Annotated in this window: 23 protein-coding genes and 4 tRNA genes; 25 read left to right on the top strand and 2 right to left on the bottom strand. The window is 70.5% G+C overall.

Annotation, left to right across the window (positions count from 1 at the left end):
- The first annotated feature begins 5 nt into the window (after positions 1 to 5).
- The 6 genes from dnaJ to era are packed head-to-tail and all read left to right on the top strand — an operon-like array spanning position 6 to position 5,685.
- Positions 6 to 1,124: a molecular chaperone DnaJ gene (gene dnaJ / locus ABD883_RS11590; protein ID WP_247618775.1), complete on the top strand. Its 1,119-nt coding sequence runs from the start codon at positions 6 to 8 to the stop codon at positions 1,122 to 1,124.
- Positions 1,121 to 1,954 carry a 16S rRNA (uracil(1498)-N(3))-methyltransferase gene (locus tag ABD883_RS11585; protein WP_345032240.1) on the top strand — a complete coding sequence of 278 codons (834 nt, stop codon included), beginning with the start codon at positions 1,121 to 1,123 and terminating at the stop codon, positions 1,952 to 1,954. The genes dnaJ and ABD883_RS11585 overlap by 4 nt, the downstream gene beginning before the upstream one ends.
- A 10-nt stretch (positions 1,955 to 1,964) precedes the next feature.
- Positions 1,965 to 3,002: a PhoH family protein gene (locus ABD883_RS11580; protein WP_247618777.1), complete on the top strand. Its 1,038-nt coding sequence runs from the start codon at positions 1,965 to 1,967 to the stop codon at positions 3,000 to 3,002.
- Positions 2,999 to 3,481, top strand: a complete 483-nt coding sequence (gene ybeY / locus ABD883_RS11575; RefSeq protein WP_265808803.1) for an rRNA maturation RNase YbeY — start codon at positions 2,999 to 3,001, stop codon at positions 3,479 to 3,481. Before ABD883_RS11580 ends, ybeY begins: the two co-directional genes overlap by 4 nt.
- Positions 3,482 to 3,487: 6 nt before the next feature.
- A complete protein-coding gene (locus ABD883_RS11570; protein WP_345032237.1) occupies positions 3,488 to 4,747 on the top strand; it encodes a hemolysin family protein in 1,260 nt (419 codons plus the stop codon).
- Entirely contained in the window at positions 4,744 to 5,685 is a 942-nt protein-coding gene (gene era, locus ABD883_RS11565) for a GTPase Era (RefSeq protein WP_137319853.1), read from the top strand. Before ABD883_RS11570 ends, era begins: the two co-directional genes overlap by 4 nt.
- Positions 5,686 to 5,719: 34 nt before the next feature.
- Here era and ABD883_RS11560 read toward each other — a convergent pair whose 3' ends face one another.
- The gene (locus ABD883_RS11560; RefSeq protein ID WP_345032233.1) at positions 5,720 to 7,378 is read right to left on the bottom strand and encodes a family 16 glycosylhydrolase; all 1,659 of its coding nucleotides are present in this window, start codon (positions 7,376 to 7,378) and stop codon (positions 5,720 to 5,722) included.
- Between the two features lie 744 nt (positions 7,379 to 8,122).
- On the opposite strand from ABD883_RS11560, the gene ABD883_RS11555 reads away from it, so the two are divergent.
- The 3 genes from ABD883_RS11555 to ABD883_RS11545 all read left to right on the top strand — a co-directional run bounded on the left by ABD883_RS11555 (position 8,123) and on the right by ABD883_RS11545 (position 10,381).
- Entirely contained in the window at positions 8,123 to 8,341 is a 219-nt protein-coding gene (locus ABD883_RS11555; RefSeq protein WP_345032231.1) for a hypothetical protein, read from the top strand.
- A gap of 106 nt (positions 8,342 to 8,447) precedes the next feature.
- Complete coding sequence (gene zapE, locus ABD883_RS11550) at positions 8,448 to 9,470, top strand: cell division protein ZapE (protein ID WP_345032229.1); 1,023 nt, start codon at positions 8,448 to 8,450, stop codon at positions 9,468 to 9,470.
- Between the two features lie 2 nt (positions 9,471 to 9,472).
- Entirely contained in the window at positions 9,473 to 10,381 is a 909-nt protein-coding gene (locus ABD883_RS11545; protein ID WP_345032225.1) for a PPK2 family polyphosphate kinase, read from the top strand.
- Between the two features lie 12 nt (positions 10,382 to 10,393).
- Here the strand turns inward: ABD883_RS11545 and ABD883_RS11540 are convergent, their stop codons facing one another.
- A complete protein-coding gene (locus tag ABD883_RS11540) occupies positions 10,394 to 10,864 on the bottom strand; it encodes a TIGR02611 family protein (RefSeq protein ID WP_345032223.1) in 471 nt (156 codons plus the stop codon).
- 193 nt (positions 10,865 to 11,057) lie between these two features.
- On the opposite strand from ABD883_RS11540, the gene ABD883_RS11535 reads away from it, so the two are divergent.
- The 16 genes from ABD883_RS11535 to ABD883_RS11460 all read left to right on the top strand — a co-directional run bounded on the left by ABD883_RS11535 (position 11,058) and on the right by ABD883_RS11460 (position 24,635).
- Positions 11,058 to 11,130: transfer RNA gene (locus tag ABD883_RS11535), tRNA-Gly, on the top strand.
- 24 nt (positions 11,131 to 11,154) lie between these two features.
- Positions 11,155 to 11,225 (top strand) — tRNA-Cys (locus ABD883_RS11530).
- A 27-nt stretch (positions 11,226 to 11,252) separates the two neighbouring features.
- Positions 11,253 to 11,324: transfer RNA gene (locus tag ABD883_RS11525), tRNA-Val, on the top strand.
- Between the two features lie 59 nt (positions 11,325 to 11,383).
- Positions 11,384 to 11,455 (top strand) — tRNA-Val (locus ABD883_RS11520).
- A 323-nt stretch (positions 11,456 to 11,778) separates the two neighbouring features.
- Positions 11,779 to 13,251, top strand: coding sequence for an HNH endonuclease signature motif containing protein (locus ABD883_RS11515; protein ID WP_345032222.1), 1,473 nt, complete (start codon positions 11,779 to 11,781; stop codon positions 13,249 to 13,251).
- Positions 13,252 to 13,439: 188 nt separating this feature from the next.
- Positions 13,440 to 14,576, top strand: coding sequence for a DUF308 domain-containing protein (locus ABD883_RS11510; protein WP_345032220.1), 1,137 nt, complete (start codon positions 13,440 to 13,442; stop codon positions 14,574 to 14,576).
- A gap of 267 nt (positions 14,577 to 14,843) precedes the next feature.
- Positions 14,844 to 16,793, top strand: coding sequence for a threonine--tRNA ligase (gene thrS / locus ABD883_RS11505; protein WP_425548445.1), 1,950 nt, complete (start codon positions 14,844 to 14,846; stop codon positions 16,791 to 16,793).
- A 76-nt stretch (positions 16,794 to 16,869) separates the two neighbouring features.
- Positions 16,870 to 17,412 (top strand): HIT family protein, encoded by a 543-nt coding sequence (locus ABD883_RS11500; protein ID WP_345032357.1) that lies wholly within the window; start codon positions 16,870 to 16,872, stop codon positions 17,410 to 17,412.
- A complete protein-coding gene (locus ABD883_RS11495) occupies positions 17,409 to 19,457 on the top strand; it encodes a S9 family peptidase (RefSeq protein WP_345032215.1) in 2,049 nt (682 codons plus the stop codon). The genes ABD883_RS11500 and ABD883_RS11495 overlap by 4 nt, the downstream gene beginning before the upstream one ends.
- A 4-nt stretch (positions 19,458 to 19,461) precedes the next feature.
- Positions 19,462 to 20,082 carry a phosphatidylinositol phosphate synthase gene (gene pgsA, locus ABD883_RS11490; RefSeq protein WP_137319845.1) on the top strand — a complete coding sequence of 207 codons (621 nt, stop codon included), beginning with the start codon at positions 19,462 to 19,464 and terminating at the stop codon, positions 20,080 to 20,082.
- Positions 20,079 to 20,558, top strand: coding sequence for an NUDIX hydrolase (locus ABD883_RS11485; RefSeq protein WP_295688955.1), 480 nt, complete (start codon positions 20,079 to 20,081; stop codon positions 20,556 to 20,558). Before pgsA ends, ABD883_RS11485 begins: the two co-directional genes overlap by 4 nt.
- 176 nt (positions 20,559 to 20,734) lie before the next feature.
- Positions 20,735 to 21,490 (top strand): YebC/PmpR family DNA-binding transcriptional regulator, encoded by a 756-nt coding sequence (locus tag ABD883_RS11480; protein ID WP_137319843.1) that lies wholly within the window; start codon positions 20,735 to 20,737, stop codon positions 21,488 to 21,490.
- Complete coding sequence (ruvC, locus tag ABD883_RS11475; RefSeq protein ID WP_265808813.1) at positions 21,490 to 22,089, top strand: crossover junction endodeoxyribonuclease RuvC; 600 nt, start codon at positions 21,490 to 21,492, stop codon at positions 22,087 to 22,089. The genes ABD883_RS11480 and ruvC overlap by 1 nt, the downstream gene beginning before the upstream one ends.
- Positions 22,090 to 22,218: 129 nt before the next feature.
- Complete coding sequence (gene ruvA / locus ABD883_RS11470) at positions 22,219 to 22,818, top strand: Holliday junction branch migration protein RuvA (RefSeq protein ID WP_345032210.1); 600 nt, start codon at positions 22,219 to 22,221, stop codon at positions 22,816 to 22,818.
- Positions 22,815 to 23,882: a Holliday junction branch migration DNA helicase RuvB gene (gene ruvB, locus ABD883_RS11465; protein ID WP_137319840.1), complete on the top strand. Its 1,068-nt coding sequence runs from the start codon at positions 22,815 to 22,817 to the stop codon at positions 23,880 to 23,882. The genes ruvA and ruvB overlap by 4 nt, the downstream gene beginning before the upstream one ends.
- A gap of 156 nt (positions 23,883 to 24,038) precedes the next feature.
- A complete protein-coding gene (locus ABD883_RS11460) occupies positions 24,039 to 24,635 on the top strand; it encodes a preprotein translocase subunit YajC (RefSeq protein ID WP_345032207.1) in 597 nt (198 codons plus the stop codon).
- The last annotated feature ends 21 nt before the right edge of the window (positions 24,636 to 24,656 follow it).

Below are 24,656 nucleotides of genomic sequence, written 5' to 3'. Positions count from 1 at the left end.
TCTGAGTGAGCGATCATTACGCAACCCTGGGCGTCGACCGCGACGCCACCCCCGACGAGATCAAGAAGGCCTACCGGAGGCTCGCCCGGAAGCTCCACCCCGACGTCAACCCGGGGCACGAGGCCGAGTTCAAGGAGGTCGCCGTCGCCTACGAGATCCTCTCGGATCCGAACAAGCGGCAGAACTACGACCTCGGCGGCTCCGGCTCCGGGCAGGGATTCGGGGGCGGCGACTTCGGCGGCTTCTCCGACCTGTTCGAGACGTTCTTCGGCGGCGGCATGGGCGGGGCAGGGCGCACGCAGCCGGCCTCCCGGCAGCGGCGCGGCAAGGACGCGCTCATCGAGGTCGAGATCGACCTCGAGACGGCCGTCTTCGGCGACACCGAGACCGTCGAGATCGTCACCGCCGAGGTGTGCGGGACCTGCGACGGCGACGGTGCCCGGCCGGGCACCTCGGCGGAGACCTGCTCGCTGTGCCACGGCACCGGCAGCATTCAGCAGATGACCCGCACCCTGCTCGGCCAGATGGTCACCAATCAGACCTGCAACAACTGCGGCGGCTACGGCACCCGCATCACCGACCCGTGCACGAGCTGCGGCGGCGACGGCCGCGTCCGAGCGGAGCGCTCACTGCCCGTGCGGATCCCCGCCGGCGTGTCCGACGGCGTGCGCATCAAGCTCGCCGGGCAGGGCGAGGTGGGTCCGGGCGGGGGACCGCCCGGTGACCTCTACCTCGAGATCCGGGTGATCGACCACCCGGTCTTCACCCGCGACGGCGACCACCTGCGGTGCATGCTCACCGTCCCGATGACCGCTGCCGCCCTGGGCTCCGCGGTCCAGCTCGAGACCTTCGACGGCGTGCAGACGATCGAGATCGAGCCCGGTCTCCAGTCCGGCACCGTCAAGCGCCTGCCCGGTCTCGGGGCCACCCGCCTGCGGCACTCCTCGCGCGGGGACATGCTCGTCACCGTCGTCGTGCAGACGCCGAACAAGCTCGACGCCCGGCAGCGGGAGCTGCTCGAGCAGCTCGCCGAGGCGCGCGACGAGGTCGAGCCCGAGGCGATCGTCGGCGAGCAGTCGAAGAGCCGCTTCAGCCGGATCCGGGAGAGGTTCGCCGGCCGGTGAGCCTCCCTGTCTACCTCGCCGACGGGCTCGCCCCGACACCGGTGGGCGAGCGGGTGGCGTGCGGGCCCGACGTGGCCGGCCACGCAGTCCGCGTGCGCCGGATGCGCACCGGCGAACCCCTCCAGCTCGTCGACGGCCGCGGCCTGCGGATCACCGGCACGATCACGGCGGCCGCACCGGATGCGCTCACCGTCGAGGTCACCGCATGCACCCGGGACCCGGAGCCGGCACCCGGCCTTATGCTCGTCCAGGGGCTCGCCAAGCAGGACCGCGACCTCCAGGCGATCGAGGCCGCGACCGAGGTCGGCGTCGACGCCGTCGTCCCGTGGGCGGCGCAGCGCTCGATCGCCGACTGGCCGGCGAAGAAGCAGGCGAAGATGATCCAGAGATGGGAGAACACGCTGCGCGCGGCGACCCTCCAGGCCCGCCGCAGCCGCATTCCCGAGCTCGCCGGGCTCGCCCGCGGCACCGGGCTGACCACTGCGTTCGCCCCCGGTGACCACGTCCTCGTGCTCCATGAGGAGGCCGCGGTGCATCTGCCCACCGCACTCGCCCGGCGCCCGGCGGACACCGCACGGATCGTCCTCGTCGTCGGACCGGAGGGCGGGATCGCCCCGGAGGAGATCGCGGCGTGCACCGAGGCCGGCGCGGTGCCGGTGCGCCTCGGCGACACCGTGCTGCGGACCTCCTCGGCCGGCCCCGTCGGCCTCGCCCTGTGCCAGATGCTCCTCGGGCGCTGGGCCGATGCTCATGTCGGTTCCGAGCCCGCCGTCGATTCCGAGCCCGGTGCCGGGCCCGCGGCCCCTGCCGGTCCCGGCGCGACCCGATAGACTGTCGCCGGTGGACACCGCCGCAGCGAAAGGACACCCCCTGAACCCCGCATCCCTCCCGTCGAAGGTCCGGCTCTCCGTGCCCGAGGGCATCGATCTCGTCGCGCTCTTCGGCCCCGCCGAGGCGAACCTCCGGGTGCTCGAGGAGCTCGCACCCGACGTCGACATCCACTGCCGGGAGCGCGACCTCACGCTCGAGGGCCCGACTGACGACGTCGACGCGCTCGTCACGACGATCGGCGAGCTCAAGAAGCTCGTGGCCGCCGGCCACCGGATCGACGAGGAGACCGTCGGGCGGGTGCACCGGATGGAGGTGCCCGGCGCCTCGGCGTCCGAGGTGCTCGGCGAGAACATCCTGTCCTCCCGCGGGCGCACCGTGCGGCCCAAGACCTTCGGCCAGCACCAGTACGTCAACGCGATCCGCACCCACACCATCACCTTCGGCGTGGGACCGGCCGGCACCGGCAAGACGTACCTCGCGATGGCGATGGCGGTCAACGCGCTCCAGCACAAGGACGTGTCCCGGATCATCCTCACCCGCCCGGCGGTCGAGGCCGGCGAGAAGCTCGGCTTCCTCCCCGGCACCCTCAACGAGAAGATCGACCCCTACGTGCGGCCGCTCTACGATGCGCTCCACGACATGATCGAGCCCGACCGGATCCGGCTGCTCCTCGACTCCGGGACGATCGAGGTCGCGCCGCTGGCCTACATGCGCGGGCGCACCCTCAACGATGCGTTCGTCATCCTCGACGAGGCGCAGAACACGACGCCGGAGCAGATGAAGATGTTCCTCACCCGGCTCGGCTTCAACTCCCGGATGGTCGTCACCGGCGACGCCACGCAGATCGACCTGCCCGGCGGCACCCGGAGCGGCCTCAAGGTCGTCCGCGACATCCTCTCCGGGGTCGACGACATCGCCTTCTGCGAGCTCACGAGCAAGGACGTCGTGCGCCACAGCCTCGTGTCGGCGATCGTCGACGCCTACGACCTGTGGTCCGCCGCGGAGGAGTCCGCGCCCGGCCGGTCCCGGAAGGGCAGCAGGGGATGAGCGTCGAGATCGGCAACGAGACCGATTACGACATCGCGCTCCGCGAGGTCGAGGAGCTCACCGCGCACGTGCTCGAGCGGATGGGCATCCACCCCGCCGCCGAGGTGTACGTCCGGTTCGCCTCCGAGGAGGCGATGAGCGAGCTCCACGTCGAGTGGATGGACCTGCCCGGCCCCACCGACGTCATGTCCTTCCCGATGGACGAGCTGCGGCCCGGGGACACGGATGCCGAGGGCACGCTCGGCGACATCGTCATCTGCCCCGCCGTCGCCGCCGAGCAGGCGCAGCGCGCCGGGCACACCCTGCACGACGAGGTCCTCCTCCTCACCGTCCACGGCCTGCTCCACCTCATGGGCTACGACCACGGGGAGCCGGCGGAGAAGGAGGAGATGTTCGGTCTGCAGCGCCACCTCCTCCTCACCTGGTTCTCCGAGAGGGAGCCGGGCCGCACCTCGGTGCCCGAGCCGACGGAGGACTGAGCCGCCGTGATCCTGCTGTTCTTCGCCCTCGCGCTCGTCTGCCTCGCCGTGGCCGCGGTGCTTGCCGCCGCGGACGCCGCCCTCTGGGCGGTGTCCCATCACCAGATCGCCGACGCGGTCGAGGACGGTCGCCGCGGCGCCGCCAAGGTCGCCCGGATCCTCGCCGACCTGCCCACCCACATCAACGTCCTCACCTTCTCCCGTCAGGTGTTCGAGGCGATGGCCACGGTGTTCGTCGCGATGGCCTACAACGCGGTGTTCGATGCGAGCTGGCAGATGGTGCTGTGCACCGTGCTCACCGCCTCGATCGCGGTGTTCGTCGTCGCCGGGATCTCGCCGCGCACGATCGGCCGGCGGCGTTCGCTGTCGGTGTCGCTCGCCCTCGGCGGGCTCGTCGCCGGGCTGCGCACCGCGCTCGGCCCGTTCGCCCGCGTGCTCGTGTGGATGGGCAACATGCTCACCCCGGCCCAGGTGTACCGCGACGGCCCGTTCGTGTCCGAGGAGCAGCTGCGCGACCTCGTCGACCGCGCCGATGTCATCGAGGACGACGAGCGCGACATGATCAAGAGCGTGTTCGACCTCGGCGACACCCGCACCTACCGGGTCATGGTGCCGCGCACCGACCTCGTCACCGTGGACGCGGAGATCCCGCTCGCTAAGGCGATGAGCCTGTTCCTCCGCTCGGGCTTCTCCCGCATCCCGGTGATCGACGAGGACGTCGACGACATCATCGGCGTGCTCTACCTCAAGGACGTCGCCCGCCGGCTGCACGCGCACCCGGAGGAGCACGGCACGCCGGTCCGCGCGCTCGCCCGGTCCGTCGCCTTCGTGCCCGACACCAAGGCCGTCGACGACCTGCTGCGGCAGATGCAGCGCGAGAGCAACCACGTCGCCGTCGTCGTCGACGAGTACGGCGGCACCGCGGGGATCATCACCATCGAGGACATCGTCGAGGAGATCGTCGGCGAGATCGATGACGAGCACGACGTCGCCGACGCCGACATCGCCGAGATCACCCCGGGCGTCTTCCACGTGAGCACACGCACCCAGATCGAGGACTTCGCCGACCACTTCGACGTGCGGATCGAGGAGGACGACGTCACCACCGTCGGCGGGCTGCTGACCAAGGAGATCGGCCGCGTGCCGATCGAGGGCTCCGAGGCGGTCATCGCCGGCCTCAGCGTCCGCGCGCTGCCCGGCCAGGGCCGCCGCCACCGCATCACCCACGTCGTCGTCACCGAGACCCAGGAGGCGGTCACGCCATGACATCGCTCATCGATCCCGACGTCCCCGAGGGCCACCGCGCCGGCTTCGCTTGCTTCGTGGGGCGGCCGAACACCGGCAAGTCCACGCTGACGAACGCGCTCGTCGGGGCGAAGATCGCCATCACCTCGGCGAAGCCGCAGACCACCCGGCACACGATCCGCGGCATCGTCCACCGGCCGGACCACCAGCTCGTGCTCGTCGACACCCCGGGCCTGCACCGGCCGCGCACCCTGCTCGGCGCGCGCCTCAACGACCTCGTCGTGTCCACCCTGTCCGAGGTCGACGTCATCGGCTTCTGCCTGCCGGCGAACGAGAAGATCGGACCGGGTGACCGCTACATCGCCGAGCAGCTCCAGCAGGTTGCACGCCGCACCCCGGTCGTCGCGCTCGTGACGAAGACCGACCTCGTCGACCGGGAGCGGGTGGCGCAGGCGCTCATGGCGGTCGGCGAGCTCGGGGAGTTCGCCGACATCGTGCCGGTGTCCGCGCAGGACGACTTCCAGGTCGACACCGTCGACAGCGTGCTCGCCGGTCACCTCCCGCCCTCGCCCCGACTGTACCCGGACGGGGAGCTCACCGACGAGCCGGAATCCGTCATGGTCGCCGAGCTCGTCCGCGAGGCGCTGCTCGAGGGTGTGCGCGACGAGCTCCCGCACTCGCTCGCGGTGCAGGTGGAGGAGATGGGGCCGCGCGAAGGCCGCGACGAGGACCACCCGCTGTGGGATGTGCACGTGAACATCTACGTCGAGCGGCCCAGCCAGAAGGCGATCGTCATCGGCAAGCGGGGTGCGCGGCTCAAGGAGATCGGCACCCGGGCGCGGCAGGGGATCCAGGCGCTCCTCGGCACCCCGATCTACCTCGACCTCCACGTCAAGGTCGCGAAGGACTGGCAGCGCGACCCCAAGCAGCTCGGGCGCCTCGGCTTCGACTTCTCCTGAGGCGCGGGCGGGTCCGCCAGGGGCTCAGGGGCTCTCAGTTCTCGACGCGGACGCCGCGTCCCGGCTGCCAGACGAGGGTGCCGCCCTCGAAGGTCTGGCGCATCCCTCCGCCTGCGACGGGGGTCTCTTCGCTGGTGGGGTAGCCGAGCCGGCCGTTCTCCCAGCCTTGGGAGCGCCAGTGGCATTGGATGGCGCCGCGGGTGGCGTGGGCTCCGGTGTCGCGTGACCAGTGGATCTGGCCGCCTTCGAAGCGTTGGGAGGCGCCGCCGTTCTTGCGGAGTCGTCCTTCGTCTGCGAGGGGGAGGCCGAGCCAGCCGTCGGGTCCGCCGTGGGTGCGGTGGCGGGTGGCGATGGCGCCGCGGGTGGTGGTGACTCCGGTCTTCGCGGTCCAGTAGAGGGTGCCGCCCTGGAAGGTCTGGGTGGCTGCTCCTGCGTCGGTGCGGGTCTCTTCGCTGGTGGGGTAGCCGAGCCAGCCGTTCTCCCAGCCCTGGGAGCGCCAGTGGCGTTGGATGGCGCCGCGGGTGCCGTGGGCTCCGGTGTCGCGTGACCAGTGGATCTGGCCGCCCTCGAAGCGTTGGGAGGCACCGCCGTTCTTCGCCAGGGGGTTCTCTCCGGAGATCGGCAGTCCGAGGAATCCGTCGGGGCCGTCGAGGCGGTCGTACGCCTTGCGCACCTCGCCCTTGACCGGGTGGGCCCCGGTCGCCGAGGACCAGTACACGGTGCCGTGCTCGAATTCCTGCTTCCGGGCGCCGACCGGTCCTGCATCTTCCTCGGCGGACAGCGGAGCCCCGAGCCAGTCGGTGTTCTTCCAGGTGCGGCCGATCGCACCCCGGGGATGGATGTCGTCGATCGGCTTCATCCGCAGGTAGTCGACCCGGTCGACACGGACGGGGAAGGGCCTGTCGTGCTTCGCGGGCGGAATCCAGGTCACCGTATCGGGGAACACGATCGAGTCGATGATGACCTGGTACGGGTGGTCGTTCATCGCGCTGCGGAAGTCGTCCTGGTCCATGCCCGGGGTCTTCCCGGTGGTCTCGGGTGTCTGTCCGCGGTCCGACGGCACGAGCTGATCGTTGAAGTAGTAGCGCACCGCGTAGCCGTCCCAGGTCATCCGGTAGGTGTTCCACGCTCCCGCGATCTGCCCGGGCATGCTGTGCCCGTCCCGTCGGGTGCCGGTGGCGTTCTCGCGTTTCACGCACGTCACATGGGTGGTGTTCGTCGTCTTGGCGCGCGTCGACAGCACCTCTATGGTGTCGATCTCCGTCATCTGCGATTTCTCGACCCCGGGTGCCGTGCAGTACGGCTGATCATTGAGCAGCCACGCTGCGAAATACATGCCGTCGATCATGTCATCGGACATCCGTGCCCTGACTTCCATCTCGAACGGGGCGTCGTAGAGGAAATCGGTGTTGATCCGACCCGAGGTGTACATCGTGCGGGTACCCTCCGGGCACACCGCTCCGTCCGGGCTCTCGTTCTCCGCGGAGGCGATCTCGTCGCCGGTCAGGCAGTGCCGGGCAGTGCGGATCTCGAGGTTGCCGTCGCGGACTCGCACGGCATCTTTTGTATGGATCGTGTTGACATCGGAAGGGAGATTCGAGCGGGTCGTGTCGTAGACGGTCCAGCCGGTGCCCGGCAGCGGAGATTCGTCGTCGAACTCGTCGCCCGCGTCCAGTGGACGGTCCAGTCGCACCGGAAACTCGTGCGTCCATTCCGTGGTCCCGCCGATGACAGTCGGTGGGCCTGCCGACACCGCAGTGATGGTGATCGGCACTCCGGTCCGGATGCCATCGGCAGCGGTGTATCGGTCGGGCTTGGCCTAATCGAGGCCGTCCTTGGTGACTGCTGTCCCGTCGACGTCGATGTGATAGCGGACGCCGCGATCGGCCGGGATCCGCACCGAGGGTTCCCAGTCGTCGAAGGTCGGTCCCTGAGGGATGACCGGATCAGGGGTCGTCGAGGGAGCGGGCAGGGTGTGTGTCCATTCGGTGGTGCCGGTGAGTACGGTCGGGGGTCCTGCGGAGACAGCGGTGACGGTGATGGGGACGCCGCGCCGGATGCCGTCGGCTTCGCGGTGAACGTGTCGGGTCGGGCGTAGGGCAGGCCGTCCTTGGTGACTTCGGTCCCGTCGACGTCGATGTGGAAGCGCACTCCGTGCTGCTCGTTGATGTAGACGGTGCCGGGCCCGTCGTTGAACTTCGGGGGGATCGGAGTGACCGGTTCGTGCACCGTGAGGGTGTGCGTCCATTCGGTGGTGCCGGTGAGCACGGTCGGGGGTCCTGCAGAGACCGCGGTGACGGTGATCGGGACGCCGGCGCGGATCCCGTGCTCCGCGGTGAACGTGTCGGGTCGGGCGTAGGGCAGGCCATCCTTGGTGACTTCGGTCCCGTCGACGTCGATGTGGAAGCGCACTCCGTGCTGCTCGTTGATGTAGACGGTGCCGTTCGTGTCATTGAACTTCGGGGCGATGGGTGTGACCGCGCTCGCCGCCGCGGCCGCCGGCAGCGTGCTCACCAGCATCACCATGCAGACCACGGCAGCGAGAACCGAACGGAGAAGTGTGCGGAGCGAGATCGTCATCGTCGAGGACCTATCTGGTGTGTGCGCGACGGAGAGCCGTGTGCACCCGACCGAAACATTGGAATCTGCTGAGTGATGCATGTGTCGTCACTGACCAAGTTACCCGAGAGTCGCGACCGGCGATGGCAATCGCCCTCCGGCGGCGGGTCTGCGACCGAGCGGCCTGAGTAGACTTGTGCCTTGTGAATGCATCGCAGACCGTCGCGCTGACGGACCGGAACCCGCGGGTCGCCCCCGATGAGCTCATCGCCGGTCTCGTCCCGCCGCCGCACTTCGAGAACGTGTCCTTCGACAGCTACCGGCCGGATCCCGCCCAGCCCTCGCAGGCCGACGCCCGCGATACGCTGCGTGACTTCGTCACCGCGAAGCCCAAGCAGGGGATGCTCGCCAAACTGTTCGGCGGAGGCGAGAAGAAGGGTGCCACCAAGGGCGTCTACCTCGATGGCGGCTACGGCGTGGGCAAGACCCACCTCCTCGCCTCGGCCTGGCACGCCCACGACAAACCGGCGACCTTCGGCACCTTCGTCGAGTACACGAGCCTGATCGGAGCGCTCGGATTCCAGAAGGCTCGTGAGCAGCTCTCGCAGATGAAGCTCGTGTGCATCGACGAGTTCGAGCTCGACGACCCCGGCGACACGGTGATGATGTCCCGTCTCATGCGCGAGCTCACCGACGCCGGGGTGAAGATCGTCGCCACCTCGAACACCCTGCCCGGCGCGCTCGGCCAGGGACGCTTCGCCGCCCAGGACTTCCTGCGGGAGATCCAGGCGCTGGCCGATCAGTTCTCGGTGCAGCGGATCGACGGCGACGACTACCGCCACCGCGGAGCGCCCACCCCGCCCGAGGCGCTCACCTCCGCGGAGCTCGACGAGCTCGCGGCGAACGCCGAGGGCATCGTCGCCCGGGACCGGTTCGGGGAGCTCCTCGACCACCTCTCGACCGTCCACCCCTCGCGCTACGGCCGGATGCTCGGTGACGTCGACGCGGTTCTCTGGGACGACGTCGAGACGATCGAGAACGAGGGCGTCGCGCTGCGGTTCGTCGCCCTCGTCGACCGGATGTACGACCGCGGCGTCGACATCCACAACTCCGGCGCCCGTCTCGACGCGGTCTTCACCGACGACATGCTCGCCGGCGGCTACAAGAAGAAGTATCTCCGCTGCCTGTCGCGCCTCACCGCGCTGGCCGGCCGGGAGGAGAAGTGAGCGTGAAGATCCGACCCGCCGAGGTGCCGCCGCTCGCGGCCAACGTCCCGCAGGCCGCACCGAGCGAGGTCGCCGACCTCCTCCGGTTCGCTCCCGGCAACAGCTTCGCCGCCGTCGACCCCGAGGCCACACCCGGATTCTCGGGCAGCAAGGCCGATGGGAAGGTCGCGCAGTCGCTCGACAACGCGGTGCTCTCCGACCTCCAGGAGCGCCTGTTCGCCAACGCCGCCGTCAACGGCCTCCAGCACTCGGTGCTGCTCATCATCCAGGGTCGCGACAGCGCAGGGAAGGGCGGGCTCGTCAAACACGTCGTCAGCGCTCTGAGCCCGCACGGCGTCGAGGTCGCGGCGTTCGGCGTGCCCACCGCGGAGGAGGCGGCGCACTACTTCCTGTGGCGCGTCTACCGGCGGCTGCCGCGCTGGGGCAACATCGGCGTGTTCGACCGCTCCCACTACGAGGACATCCTCGCGGTGCGGATGCACGGCCTGGCCCCGCAGAAGGTGTGGGCGGAGCGCTACGACGTCATCAACGAGTTCGAGGAGGGCCTCCACGAGAGCGGCATCCGCGTGGTCAAGGTCATGCTCACGATCTCGCCCGAGGAGCAGGAGGAGCGGCTGCGCGACCGTCTCGTCCGGGCCGACAAGCAGTGGAAGCACTCCGCATCCGACATCTCCGATCGTGCTGCATGGGGGGACTACACGACGGCGTTCCAGGACGTCCTCGACCGGACCTCGCGTGTCGGTGCGCCGTGGTTCGTCGTGCCGGCGAACCGGAAATGGTACTCGCGCTGGGCTGTCACGCGGATCCTCATCAACGAGCTCCAGCAGCTCGGTCTCGAATGGCCCCAGGGCGATTTCGACCCGGCCGCGGAGCTCGCACGACTCGAGGCGAGCAGGCCGAAGAAGTCCTAGTGCTGCGAGGCGCTAGTCGAGGCCGAGCCAGCCGGGGACGAGCCATTCTGGCACCCAGGGCGGCAGGCCGATGAGGCGCAGCATCGTCCACACCACAGCGAGCACGAAGGCGCAGGTGGCGCCGGCGACGAGCAGGCGGACGCTCCAGTGGCGGCGGGTCAGCCACACCGTCCAGCGGTGGAGGAGTGCTCGGCCCCAGTGGAGGAGGTCGCGCGCCCATTCGAACTCGGAGGCGACGATCGCGACGCCGACGAAGACGATGACCCAGCCCGGGCCCGGCAGCGGTACGAGCATGAGCCCGCCGGCGATGATGAGCCCGCCGAGGGTGCCGACGCACCATTTGTAGACGAACGAGGCCTGAGGGTTGCGGTGGATCGTCGCGCGCCAGCGGAAGAAGCCCAGGCGGGCACGGCGCAGCCAGGAGGGGCCGTGCTTGTGCGAACGCGATAGCCAGCCCGCCGGTCTCGTGTCCCTCGCTCCCACGCGCTCCAGTGTATTGAGCGCGCGTGGGAGATCGCTGAACCGGGTGGGCCGGGGGAGGCGTCCTCGCAGGTGAGTGCGCCTCGTCCGGATCGGGTGTGAGGAGCGTCACGCGACCGGATGCCGATGGAGATTTGGCATCAGGGAGGTGAACGTATAGAGTGGTTTTTCGTTGCCGGGGAGATCCCGGAGACATGCGGACGTGGCTCAGCTGGTAGAGCATCACCTTGCCAAGGTGAGGGTCGCGGGTTCGAATCCCGTCGTCCGCTCGGAGACAGGCCTGGCCGTCTCACGGTGGAGTGGCCGAGAGGCGAGGCAGCGGCCTGCAAAGCCGTATACGGGGGTTCGAATCCCCTCTCCACCTCAGGTTCGGCCCGGTCAGACGGGCAGAGCGCGATTGGCGCAGCGGTAGCGCGCTTCCTTCACACGGAAGAGGTCACTGGTTCGATCCCAGTATCGCGCACGGCAGGCCCTCACGGGTCTCCAGTGCACAGCCCTTCGGCGCCATGCCGGAGCGGATGAGCGCGATTGGCGCAGCGGTAGCGCGCTTCCCTGACACGGAAGAGGTCACTGGTTCGATCCCAGTATCGCGCACAGCAGGACAAGTGCTGGGTGGACATCCACCCGGCACTTTCCGCATTCACCCCTCAATTTTCGAAGGTTCCTGAGAACGATTCCGCGATTCTTCGCAAAGTCGATGGGTGCGGGAGCTGCAGATCGAGTAGTTGTCGAGCAGTAGGGGCGCGGGCCGGCAGCGTCCTGAACCTGCCGCCGAGGTGCCCGCTCGCTCTTGGCATCCCCGTTGCCGAGGTGCCAGCACCGTCCGCCGAGGTCCGCCTCTCATTCCATCACGCCTGTGGCCTGCGCTTTCATTGGCGCACAAGGCCGTGTCCGTGGGTGCCGATAGCGTGGGTGGCATGAACGAGGAGCCCCGCTTCCGCACCGGTGACATCACCGGTCTGCACGGTGCGCTCACAAGCATGGTGGCTGTGGAGTCCGAGGCGGATGCGATCGAGCGGATCCGTGCTCTCGAGGAGCTCAAGGCCGCAGCCGCGGCCGCGCAGGCCCGCGCCGCGGCCACCCTGCACTCGCTGCGCTATGACGCGGAGGCCGAACGCGGGGTGCCGGCGGGGAAGCGGTGCCGGGGTCTGGGTGCGGAGGTCGGGTTGGCCCGCCGGGAGTCCCCGGCACGTGGTTCCCGGTTCCTCGCCCTGTCCCGCACGCTCATTGCTGACATGCCCCACACCCAGACGGCCCTGAGCGCCGGTGCTGTGTCGGAGGAGAAGGCCCACACCCTGCACCGCGAGACCTCCTGGCTGCCGGCGGACAAGCGCCGCCACGTCGACGAGCTCATGGCCGACCGGCTCGATCGGGTGGGTGTCCGCCGGCTCGCTGCCGAGGCCCGGGCGCATGCTCAGCGTCTCGATCAGGAGGCCGCGGTCGAGCATCTGGAGCGGTGTGAGAAGGAGCGTCGGGTGAGTGTCCGACCCGCGCCGGGCGGGATGGCGTATCTGACCGCGCTGCTCCCGCTGCGCCAGGCCGTCGCGGCGTACGCGAACCTCCAGAAGACTGCCGCCACCCTGGTGGGCACGGGAGAGGCGGGGGAACGGACGGCAGGGCAGGTCGCTGCGGATCTGCTCGTCGAGCGGGCCACCGGGCAGGAGACCGCGGATGCGGTGCCGGTCGAGGTGCACCTCGTGATGACGGATTCCACCCTTCTTGCTGATGGTGATGCTCCCGGGTGGGTGACCGGTCATGGTCCGGTGCCTGCTGGGGCCGCCCGGCGGATGCTCGCCGATCCGCAGGGCCAAGTCTTTCTCCGCAGGTTGTACACGGCTCCGGGGTCGGGTGGTCTGGTGGGGATGGATTCGCGCAGGCGGGAGTTCTCCGGTGTGCTGCGGCGGATGATCATGGTGCGGGATGACACGTGCCGGGTCCCGTTCTGCGATGCTCCGATCCGTCATATCGACCACGCCAGGCCACATCGGGATGGGGGCGTGACGGGTTTCGGGAATGCTTCGGGGTTGTGCGCTGGGTGCAATTATGCGAAGGAGAACCCGGGGTGGAGGCACGAAGCGGACCCGGGCCGGCTCACCGTCACCACCCCGACCGGAGCCAGGTATGAGTTGCCCACTCCACCGTTGATCGGGGGAGCGCACCGGCAGCCAGGTCACTCTCCCTGCCGTGGCGCACCCCCACCACACGACGACCCGTTGAGTTCCGATCAGGGTGGGCTGCTGCCCGATGGAGTGACCGGCAACGCCCGGGCCCCGGTGGTGCGGCTCATCCGGCCTCGGCCACCCGGCGCCGGACCGGGAGTCGGGCACCGGCGGGGAAGCGCGCAGGAGAAATGGTTCCGCGCGTACCTCAATGCGCGTTGCGCCGGATGAACGGGCCCCAACCTCGAGGAGCCGTCGCCCGGACACCTGTCGCTTCGGAACGGTCGCGTGTCGATACGGAATGCATGTTGTGCTCGAATTGGAACTGCCGATGACGTGGTTTCCGCAGTACTGCCGCTAACCTGGATCTGTCACGACCACGAATCATCCCTGCGAGCGCAGAAAGTGCAGGCGCAACGATGTCATCACCTCAGAACCCCTACGGCTCTGATCCGAACAATCCCTACGGCGGCCAGCCCGATCCCCAGAACGGCGGCGCGTACGGCTCCGATCAGGGATATCAGGCGCCCCAGTACGGCTCCCAGCCCGGTGGCTACGGAGACCAGTACGGCTCCCAGCCCGAGTACCAGGCCGCCGGCGGCTACGGCGACCAGCAGGGCTACGGACAGCAGGGGTACGACCAGCAGGGCTACGGCAGCGGACCCCAGGGCTACGGCAACGATCAGTTCAGCCCCGCCTACGACGGCAACGATCCCTACAACTCCGGGTACGGCTACGGCGGCGGCGACCCCAAGGCGCGCAACATCTGGGGCATCCTCGCCCTCGTCGCCGGCATCATCGCCCTGCTGAGCTCCTTCGGCGCGCTCATCCCGATCGTCGGCATCTTCATCGGCATCTTCGCCCTCGTCGTCGGCATCGTCGCCGTGATCTTCGGCTTCGTCGGCCTCAACGCCGCCAAGAAGGGCAAGGCCACGAACAAGGGCCTGAGCATCACCGGTCTCATCCTCGGTGCATTGGCCATCGTGCTCTCCATCGTCCTCGCGATCGCGAGCACCTTCTGGTTCGTCGACCAGGTGGAGCAGTCGAGCACCGGCGCCGCCAGCACTGCGCCGGCCGACCCGAACAGCGACCCCGCGCAGGAGCCCAGCGAACCCGTCGAGGAATCGACCGCAGCGGCTCCCGAGGAGACCGAGGACGCCGCACCCCCGGCATCGGGCGAGGGCGTCACCCTCACCGACGGTGTGACGATGAGTGCTTCCGTCGGCGCGGACAAGGTCGAGGAGTTCTCCGCCCCGGCGACCGGCGGTGAGATCGCCCGCGTCGAGTTCACCATCGACAACACCTCCGGCGAGGAGTTCGACCCCGGCTTCCCGCTGATCGAATGCACCTACTCGGGCGGCACCTGCGAGGACGTCTTCAACGGCGCCGAGTACGACGGCGGGCTGTCCTTCGCCCCCGTGCCGGCCGGCGAGTCGGAGACCTTCGTCATGGGCTTCATGGTGCCGGAGGCCGACATCGACTCGATCGAGCTCTCGGTCGCGATCAGCAACTCCGACCAGGGCATCGGCAACCCGTACATCTTCACCCGCGGCTGACCACCGCTGCGCCCGCCGGGGCCGTCCACTCCCTCCGGGGAGCGGGCGGCCCCGCGCCGTCCGCTCTCCCGCCGCCGATCACCCCGCAGCGGCCCCCGACCATCGCCGCATCACTCGGAATCCCCTCGGTGAGCCGTCCGATGTCCGGGGCACGATATAGACTGCACTACGCGTTCGCACGACACACCAGAAACCGCCAGACCGAGGAGCTCCGCAGTGTCAGACACCATTCATCTCGACGGATCCGACATCCCGTTCGAGGAGGGGATGACCGGGGCCGCGGTCTACGCGGACCGCCCGGAGGTCATCGCGATCCGGTTGAATGGTGCACCCGCCGACCTCCACCGCGAGCTCACGGCCGGCGATTCGATCGCTCCCATCACGCTCGCCGACCAGGACGGCCTCGACATCCTGCGCCACTCCGCGGCGCACGTCATCGCGCAGTCGGTGCAGGAGCTCTTCCCCGGCACCCGCCTGGGCATCGGCCCCTACATCACCGACGGCTTCTACTACGACTTCCAGGTCGGCGAGCCCTTCACCCCCGAGGATCTCAAGGCCATCGAGAAGCGCGCGCAGCGCATCGTCAAGGAGGGGCAGACCTTCCACCGCGTCGCCGTCAGCGACGAGGAGGCCCGCACCCGCCTCGCCGACGAACCCTTCAAGCTCGAGCTCGTCGCGGACAAGGGCAATGCCGGCCAGGACGCCGAGGCCTCCGTCGAGGTCGGTGCCGGCGAGCTCACGATCTACGAGAACCGCAATCGCAAGGGCGAGGTCGTGTGGGAGGACCTGTGCCGCGGGCCCCACCTGCCGAGCACCAAGCTCATCGGCAACGGCTTCGCCGTGACGAAGTCCTCGGCCGCCTACTGGCGCGGCGACCAGGCCAACGACACCCTGCAGCGCGTCTACGGCACCGCCTGGGCGTCGAAGGACGACCTCAAGGCCTACCAGCATCGCATCGCCGAGGCGGAGAAGCGCGACCACCGCAAGCTCGGTACCGAGCTCGACCTCTACTCCTTCCCCGACGAGATCGGCTCCGGCCTGCCCGTGTTCCACCCCAAGGGCGGCATCGTCAAGCGCGAGATGGAGGACTACGTCCGCCGCCGGCACGTCGAGGCCAGCTTCGAGTACGTCGGCACCCCGCACATCTCCAAGGAGGAGCTCTTCCACACCTCGGGCCACCTCCCGTACTACGCGGACACGATGTTCCCGCCGATGACCGTCGACGAGGTCGTCGACGCCGACGGCACCGTCGTCAAGCCGGGCATGGAGTACTACCTCAAGGCCATGAACTGCCCGATGCACAACCTGATCTTCCGCTCCCGCGGCCGGTCCTACCGCGAGCTGCCGATGCGCCTGTTCGAGTTCGGCCACGTCTACCGCTACGAGAAGTCCGGCGTCATCCACGGCCTCACCCGCGTGCGCGGCTTCGCCCAGGACGACTCCCACTCCTACGTCACCGAGGAGCAGGCACCTGACGAGATCCGTCACCTCCTCGACTTCATCCTCGATCTGCTCCGCGACTTCGGGCTCGACGACTTCTTCCTCGAGCTCTCGACGCGTGATCCGGAGAGCGACAAGTTCATCGGCTCCGACGAGCAGTGGGCGAAGGCCACCGCGGTGCTCGAGGAGGTGTGCTCGGAGACCGGGCTCGAACTCGTCCCGGATCCCGGCGGCGCGGCCTACTACGGCCCCAAGGTGTCCGTGCAGGCGCGCGACGCGATCGGCCGCACCTGGCAGATGTCGACGATCCAGTACGACTTCAACCAGCCCGAGCGGTTCGGCCTCGAGTACCAGGCCTCCGACGGCACCCGCAAGCAGCCGGTGATGATCCACTCCGCGAAGTTCGGCTCCATCGAGCGCTTCATGGGCGTGCTCGTCGAGCACTACGCCGGTGCGTTCCCGGTCTGGCTCGCCCCCGTCCAGGTCGTCTGCGTCCCCGTCGCCGAGCCCTTCGTGCCCTACCTCGAGGACATCGCCGCGCGCCTGCGGGCCGCAGGGGTGCGGGTCGAGGTCGACGACTCCGATGACCGGATGCCGAAGAAGATCCGCACCGCGACCAAGGAGAAGGTCCCCTACATCCTCATCGCCGGCGGTGAGGACCAGGAGGCCGGCGCCGTGTCGTTCCGGTACCGCGACGGCAGCCAGGAGAACGGGGTGCCGGTGGACCGGGCGGTCGAGATGATCACCGAGGCGATCGCGACGAAGGCGCAGGTCTGACGTGAGCGGCAGCAGCCCCAAACAGCCTGCCGCGGACCCCGCGGACCGGACTGCCGCATCCCCCGCATCCCCGGGGATCCCCGAGCCCGAGGCGGCCGCCGGCTTCCCCGGTGAGCCGGACGGCCTGCAGCGCCTGTGGACCCCGCACCGCATGGTCTACATCGGGGGGCAGGACAAGCCGGCCGACGCGACCGAACACGCCTGCCCCTTCTGCCTGGCCCCGGAGAAGTCCGACGAGGATGCGCTCATCGTCGCCCGCGGCACCACGGTGTATGCGATCCTCAATCTCTACCCGTACAACCCCGGCCACCTCCTCGTCTGCCCCTACCGCCACGTCGCGGACTACACCGACCTCACCCCGGAGGAAACCATCGAACTCGCAGAATTCACCCAGCAGGCGATGCGCGTCGTGCGCGCGGTGTCCGGCCCGGACGGCTTCAACATCGGGATGAATCAGGGCCAGCTCGCCGGCGCCGGGATCGCCGCGCACCTCCACCAGCACCTCGTGCCGCGCTGGATCGGCGATGCGAACTTCCTGCCGATCGTCGCGCAGACGAAGGCGCTTCCCCAGGTCCACTCCCAGGTGCAGCAGCTGTTCGCGGAGGCGTGGAACCGATGATGAAGCCCTCCGACGTCGCCCACCTCCACACCGTCACCCATCCGGTCCGCTCCCCGCACGACCCCGCGACGGTGCTCGTCGAGATCGCCCGCCCGCACCCGGACTCCGACACCACCCTGTCCCAGCTCTTCGCCGTCGATCTCGACCGGCCCGGGGCCGCCCCGGAGCGGGTCACCCACGGCTGGCACGACAGCGCACTGCGCTTCGCCGGGCGGACCGCGGGACTCCTCCGCGCCGCCCGGGACGCGCGCGCGCAGCTCCACATCGCCACCGGGACCGGGGAGGCCCGTCCCGTCACGGACGCACCTCTGGGCGTCAGCGCGTTCGCGCTGCGCCCCGACGGCGCGGCGGCCGCCTGGGTCGCTCGCGAGCCCGAACCCGGCCGCTACGGCACCGACCCGGACATCGGACCCGAGGCCGAGGCGCCGCGCCGCATCACGCGGGCGAAGTACCTCTCGAACGGGGTCGGCTACGTGCTCGACCGCCCGGCCCGGCTGTTCCTCACCCCCCTCACCGCACCTGCCGCCGGCCCGGCGCCTGCCGCAGCGGACGACGCCACGGACACCACCGGCCTGCTCGGGGCCGAGGACGTGCCGGAGCCGCAGCGCCTGCCCGCACCCGCCGGCGACGTCCGCGACCCGCAGTACTCGCCGTCCGGCAGCCTGCTCAGCGTCATCGCCGACGTGCCCTCCGGCGACGCCGACGTCGACACCCGCTCGACCGTCTGGCTCGTGGGCGAACAGGAGGCGACCCCGCTCGACCTCGGCGACGTCGCGGTGTCGCATCACCTCTGGCTCGACGACTCCACCCTCCTCTTCACCGCGAGCTCCCGAGCCGGCGGCGCGACCGACTTCGTCGCCCGGACCCTCGGCCTCCATCGCCACGACCGTGCCACCGGGACCACCGTGCGGCTCACCGACGAGGAGAGCGTCGAGCTCGCCGACATCGCCCCCGCCCTGTCCCGGCAGGGCTCCGTCCTCGCGGTCACCGTCTCCGACGGCGCGCAGCGCATCGTGCGCATCCCGATCGCCGGGACCAGCACTCCGTCGACGGCCGCGGACCTCGACCCGCTCACCCCGGCCGACCACGTGGTCGACGGCCTCGTCGAGCTGCCCGACGGCTCCCTCGTCTACACCGCCGGGACCCCGGCGAGCGCTGGGGAGGTCCACCGGCTCGGCAGTCGGGATGCGGCCCCGCAGGCGCTCACCGCGCTCAGCCGGATCGCCGACCCGGTGATCCCGACCCCGATCGCCGCCGCCAGCCCGCTCGGCGAGATCCACGGCTGGGTCGCGATGCCGCGCGGCGAGGGACCCTTCCCCGTGATCCTCAACATCCACGGCGGGCCCTTCGCCCAGTACTCGCACGCCCTGTTCGACGAGACGCAGGTGCTCGTCGAGGCCGGGTACGGCGTTGTGTGGAGCAACCCCCGCGGCTCCCACGGCCGCGGGCGCGCCTGGGGTGCGGCGGTCCAGGGCGACCTCGCCGACCCCGCTGCGGCGGACGTCCTCGCCGTGCTCGAGGCCGCTCTCGCGGCCCACCCGCAGCTCGACCCGGAACGCCTGGGGATCCAGGGCGGTTCCTACGGCGGCTACCTCACCGCGATGATCATCGGGTCCGACCAGCGGTTCGCCGGTGCGATCGTCGAGCGCGGCTACCTCGTCCCGCAGAGCTTCATCGGCACCTCCGACATCGGCCGCTTCTTCTCCGAGGGGTACACCGGCACGGACCCCGAGGATATCGCCCGGCAGTCGCCGCTCGGCCGAGTCCCCGCAGTCCGCACCCCGACCCTCGTCATGCACTCCGAGCTCGACCACCGCTGCCCGCTCGAGCAGGCCCAGCAGTACTTCGCAGCGCTCCAGCGCGCCGGGGTGCCCAGCGAGCTCCTCGTCTTCCCCGGGGAGAACCACGAGCTGTCCCGGTCCGGCCGCCCCCGGCACCGGATCCAGCGCTTCGAGGCCGTGCTCGACTGGTGGTCCCGCGTGTTCGCTCCCGGCTCGAGGGCCCCCGCTGCCGACGGGGCCCCCGGCACCGGAGAACAGGACTGAGCGGATGCTCAACAGCATCGCCCGCCGGGCGTTCACCGCGCTCTTCACCCCGGTGGCCCGGCTGCTCCTGCGGATCGGCCTGACCCCGGATGCGGTGACGGTCATCGGCACCCTCGGCGTGTGCGCCGGGGCGCTGCTCGGCTACCCCTTCGGGCACCTGTTCTGGGGCACCGTCGTCATCACCTTCTTCGTGTTCGGCGACATGCTCGACGGCATCATGGCCCGCCTCGCGGACCGCCGCTCGACCTGGGGCGCGTTCCTCGACTCGACCCTCGACCGGTTCGCCGACTCCGCGGTGTTCGTCGGCATCGCCCTGTGGTACTTCCTCGGTGCCGAGGACCCGCTCACCGCGCTGCTCGCACTCGGCGTGCTCGTCACCGGCTCGATCGTGTCCTACGTCCGAGCCAAGGCCGAAGGCCTGGGCGTGACGGCGGCCGGCGGGATCGCCGAGCGGGCCGACCGCCTCCTCGTCACCCTCGTCGTCACCGGCCTCGTCGGGCTCGGTCTCCCCGACGTCGTGCTCACCGTCGCCCTCGCCGTGCTCATGGTGCTGTGCTCGATCACCATCGGCCAGCGCATCGTCGCCGTCCACCGCCAGCTCGCCCATGAGGAGGACGACCGGTGAAGATCAGGACCGCAGCCCGCGTGGTGCTGCTCAACGCGGCCGGAGAGGTCTTCCTCCTCCACGCCCGCGACCTCCACGACGACTCCCGCCGCTGGTGGCTCACCTGCGGCGGGGGAGCGGAGATGGGGGAGACGCCCCAGCAGACCGCGGCCCGCGAGCTCGCCGAGGAGACCGGTCTCGTGTGCGAGCCCGCCGAGCTGCTCGGGCCGCTCGCCACCCGCCGGGCGGTGATGGAGTTCACCGAGCGCACCCTCCACCAGGACGAGGTGTTCTTCGGCCTCGTGAGCGAGGACGAGTTCGACCTCGCCGACGCCGTGTGGACCGAGGTCGAGAAGCGCTCGATCGTCGGCGGCCGCTGGTGGTCCCAGGACGAGCTGCGCCGGACCACGGCGACCGTCTACCCTTCGCGCCTCACCGAGCTCATGGACCTCGTGCGCTCGGGTACGGCACCGGCTGTGCCGCTCGTGCTCGACTGACCTGGCCGTCCGGCCCAGCGCATCCTGCCCGGCCACATGCGCCCGGCCCAACGCATCCGCCGCGCGTCCGACGGCCGTGTCGCGGTGCCGCGGCGCTACAATGAACCCCGGACCGGAAGCGCAGGCCGCGCACCCTGCGGCTCGCGCACATCGCTAACGATCGCAGGGAGACATCAGTGTCAGGTCACTCCAAATGGGCCACGACCAAGCACAAGAAGGCGGCCATCGATGCCAAGCGCGGGAAGCTGTTCGCCAAGCTCGTGAAGAACATCGAGGTCGCAGCCCGCAACGGCGGCCCGGACACCGACGGCAACCCGACGCTCTACGACGCGATCCAGAAGGCCAAGAAGTCCTCCGTCCCCAACGACAACATCGAGCGCGCGGTCAAGCGCGGCGGCGGGCTCGACGGCGGCGGGGTCGACTACCAGACGATCATGTACGAGGGCTACGGCGCCGGCGGCGTCGCCCTCCTCATCGAGTGCCTCACCGACAACCGCAACCGCGCGGCCTCCGACGTCCGTGTCGCGGTGACCCGCAACGGCGGGTCGATGGCCGACCCCGGCTCCGTGTCCTACAACTTCAACCGCAAGGGCGTCGTCACCGTGCCGACCGCGGGCACCGACGAGGACGCCGTCCTCGAGGCGACCCTCGACGCCGGCGCCGAGGAGGTCAAGGACCACGGCGAGACCTTCGACATCATCAGCGAGGCCACCGACCTCGTCGCGGTGCGCACCGCGCTGCAGGATGCGGGCATCGACTACGACAGCGCCGAGGCCGCGTTCGTCGCCAATGTCGAGGTGCCGCTCGACGCTGCGACGGCGCGCAAGGTGTTCTCCCTCATCGACGCCCTCGAGGACCTCGACGACGTGCAGAACGTGTACTCCAACGCGGACGTCTCCGACGAGGTCCTCGCCGAGCTCGACGCCGACTGATGCGCATCCTCGGCGTCGACCCCGGGCTCACCCGGTGCGGCCTCGGGGTCATCGACTCCCGACCCGCCCGCACCGCCGAGCTCGTCGCGGTCGACGTCGTGCGCACCCCGGCCGGCGACTCCGTGGACGTCCGGCTCGGGGCGCTCGCCGAGGCGTTCGACACCTGGCTCGACGAGCACCGGCCCGATGTCGTGAGCATCGAGCGGGTGTTCGCCCGCAACGACGTGTCGACGATCATGGGCACGGCCCAGGTGTCCGGCCTCACCATGGGGCTCGCCGCACGCCGCGGGATCCCCGTGGCGATGCACACGCCCTCCGAGGTCAAGGCCGCGATCACCGGCAGCGGCCGGGCGGACAAGAAACAGATGACCCGCATGGTCACCCGCATCCTCCGCCTCGACGCCCCGCCCACCCCGGCCGACGCCGCCGACGCGCTCGCGCTGGCGATCTGCCACCTGTGGCGCGGAGCGACCGCGGCGACCTCGACCCCGGGCCCCACGAAGGACCTCCTCGCCCGGCAGGCCGCCACCCGGCAGGGCGCCGGCCTCACGCGGGCCCAGGAGCAGTGGGCGGCCGCGCTGCGCAGCTCTCGCCGCTGAGGTGAGGCGTCGCGCCCCGGCGGGAGGCCCGCGACCGGCGTGACGCGCCGAACCGAGCCCGGCTGACCGGTGCGGCGGACCCGGTGCGGATACACTCGTATTCGTACATCCGTTCCCACAGGAGTTCGAGTGATCACCTTCATCTCCGGCCGCGTGCACTCCGTCCGCGCCGACAGCCTCACCATCGTCACCGCCGGCCTCGGACGCCGCGTCCATGTCACCCCGCAGCTCGCCGCCGACACCCGCCACGGCGCCGAGATCGACCTCCACACCGTGCTCGTCGTGCGCGAGGACTCGCTCACCCTCTACGGCTTCGCCGGTGAGGACGAGCGGGACCTGTTCGAGACCCTGCAGACGATCTCCGGGATCGGCCCCCGCCTGGCGCTCGCGGTGCTCAGCGTGCTGTCCCCGGACGAGCTGCGCGCCGCGATCGCGAGCGGCGACCAGGTGCCGCTGACCAAGGTGCCCGGGGTCGGCAAGAAGGTCGCCGCCCGGCTCATGCTCGAGCTCGCCGGGAAGATCGACACGAGCGTCGCCCGGCCCGCACCGGGTCGCGCCCCGGCCGCGCCCCCGGCGGTCGCCGCCCAGGTCGTCGACGCGCTCGTCGGACTCGGCTGGCGTCAGGCCCAGGCGGAGTCCGCGGTCGAGGACACCGCCGCCGGGCTGAATGACCCGACCGTGTCGGAGCTCCTCAAGGCTGCGCTGCGCGCGCTCGGGGCCCGCGCATGAGCGACCGCAGCTACGAGGTCGACTTCGGCGCCGAGGAGCCCACCGGGGCCGAGCTCGAACGGCTCACCCGGGCCGGTGCCGGGGAGGTCGAGCGCGCCGCCGAGGCCGCCCTGCGACCCAAGGGCCTCGGCGACTTCATCGGCCAGCCGCAGGTGCGCGAGCAGCTCTCCCTCGTCCTCGACGCCGCCGCCGCCCGCGGGAAGGCCCCCGACCACGTGCTCCTGTCCGGCCCGCCGGGCCTGGGCAAGACGACGCTGGCGATGATCATCGCCCACGAGATGCGCTCGCAGATCCGCATCACCTCCGGCCCGGCCGTGCAGCATGCCGGCGACCTCGCCGCGATCCTGTCCTCGCTCGAGGAGGGAGAGGTGCTCTTCATCGACGAGATCCACCGCATGGCCCGCGCCGCGGAGGAGATGCTCTACGTCGCGATGGAGGACTTCCGGGTCGACGTCATCGTCGGCAAGGGGCCCGGCGCGACCGCGATCCCGCTCGAGCTCCCGGCCTTCACCCTCGTCGGCGCCACCACCCGCTCCGGCCTGCTGCCCGCCCCGCTGCGCGACCGCTTCGGATTCACCGGCCACCTGGACTTCTACACCGTCGCGGACCTGCAGACCGTGCTCGTGCGCTCGGCCCGGATGCTCGGCATGGAGGCCTCGGAGACCGGTCTGCAGGAGATCGCCTCCCGCTCCCGCGGCACCCCGCGGATCGCCAACCGGCTGCTGCGCCGCGTCCGGGACTGGGCGCAGGTGCGCGGCACCGGGGTCGTCGACCTCCCCGCCGCACGCTCCGCGCTCGAGGTCTACGAGGTCGACGAGCGGGGCCTCGACCGGCTCGACCGCGCCGTGCTCTCCACCCTGTGCACGCGGTTCGCCGGCGGCCCGGTGGGACTGAGCACGCTGGCCGTGTCCGTCGCGGAGGAGCCGGAGACCGTCGAAGAGGTCGCCGAGCCGTTCCTCGTCCGCGAGGGCCTGATCTCGCGGACCCCGCGCGGCCGGGTCGCCACTGCGGACGGCTGGGCCCACCTCGGGCTCACCCCGCCCGACGGCACGCTCGGCTTCTGAGCCGTCGGCCGCCGACGCCCCTCGACGACGACCCTGAACAGGCGATTGGGACGGAGACACCCCGGCCACTACACTGGATCACTGGCTCCCAACAGCGGCGGCCGTGCGCGCACCGTGCGCCGGCCCCGCTCTCCTCAGCGAAAGGCTGGCCCTGACGTGGACATTCTCCTTCTGGTCGGACTCGGCGCCCTGCTCATCTTCTTCATGTTCAACTCGCGGAAGAAGCAGCAGGCGCGGATGCGGCAGATCTCGGACAACCTCGTCCCGGGCGTCGAGGTCATGACGACCTTCGGCGTCTACGGCACGGTCGTCGCCGTCGACACCGAGAAGATGGAGGTCACCCTGGAGAGCGGGCCGGGCACCGTGCTGCGAGTGCACCGCCAGGCGATCGGCCAGATCCAGACCCCCGTCGAGGCCGCACCGGCCGATCCCGCGCTCGGGGAGGACGCCGCGGCCCGCGAGGACGCCGGCCCGGTCGTCGATACCGCGCCTGATGCACCCGCCGGCGCGGACGCCGCCGATGCTCCCGTCGAGGACACGCCGACCGAGACCGCCGAGGAGGCCGAGCGCCGCCGCATCACCGACGCCGAGCTCGACGCGATCAACGAGGCCCGCCGCCGCGAGCAGTCGACCCCCGGCTCGGAGGCCTCCCCGGAGACCGCCGTGGACGCCGACGCAGACGCCGACGCAGACGCCGACACCCCTCGCACCGACATCGACGGCACGACCGGCGAGCCGCGCGGCGAGCGCTGATCCCGCACCGCTGCCCACCCC

Source organism: Brevibacterium pityocampae (assembly GCF_039541555.1).
Taxonomy (GTDB): domain Bacteria; phylum Actinomycetota; class Actinomycetes; order Actinomycetales; family Brevibacteriaceae; genus Brevibacterium; species Brevibacterium pityocampae.
The sequence above is the reverse complement of the archived record's forward strand: the minus strand, read 5'-3'. Positions and strand labels throughout refer to the sequence as shown.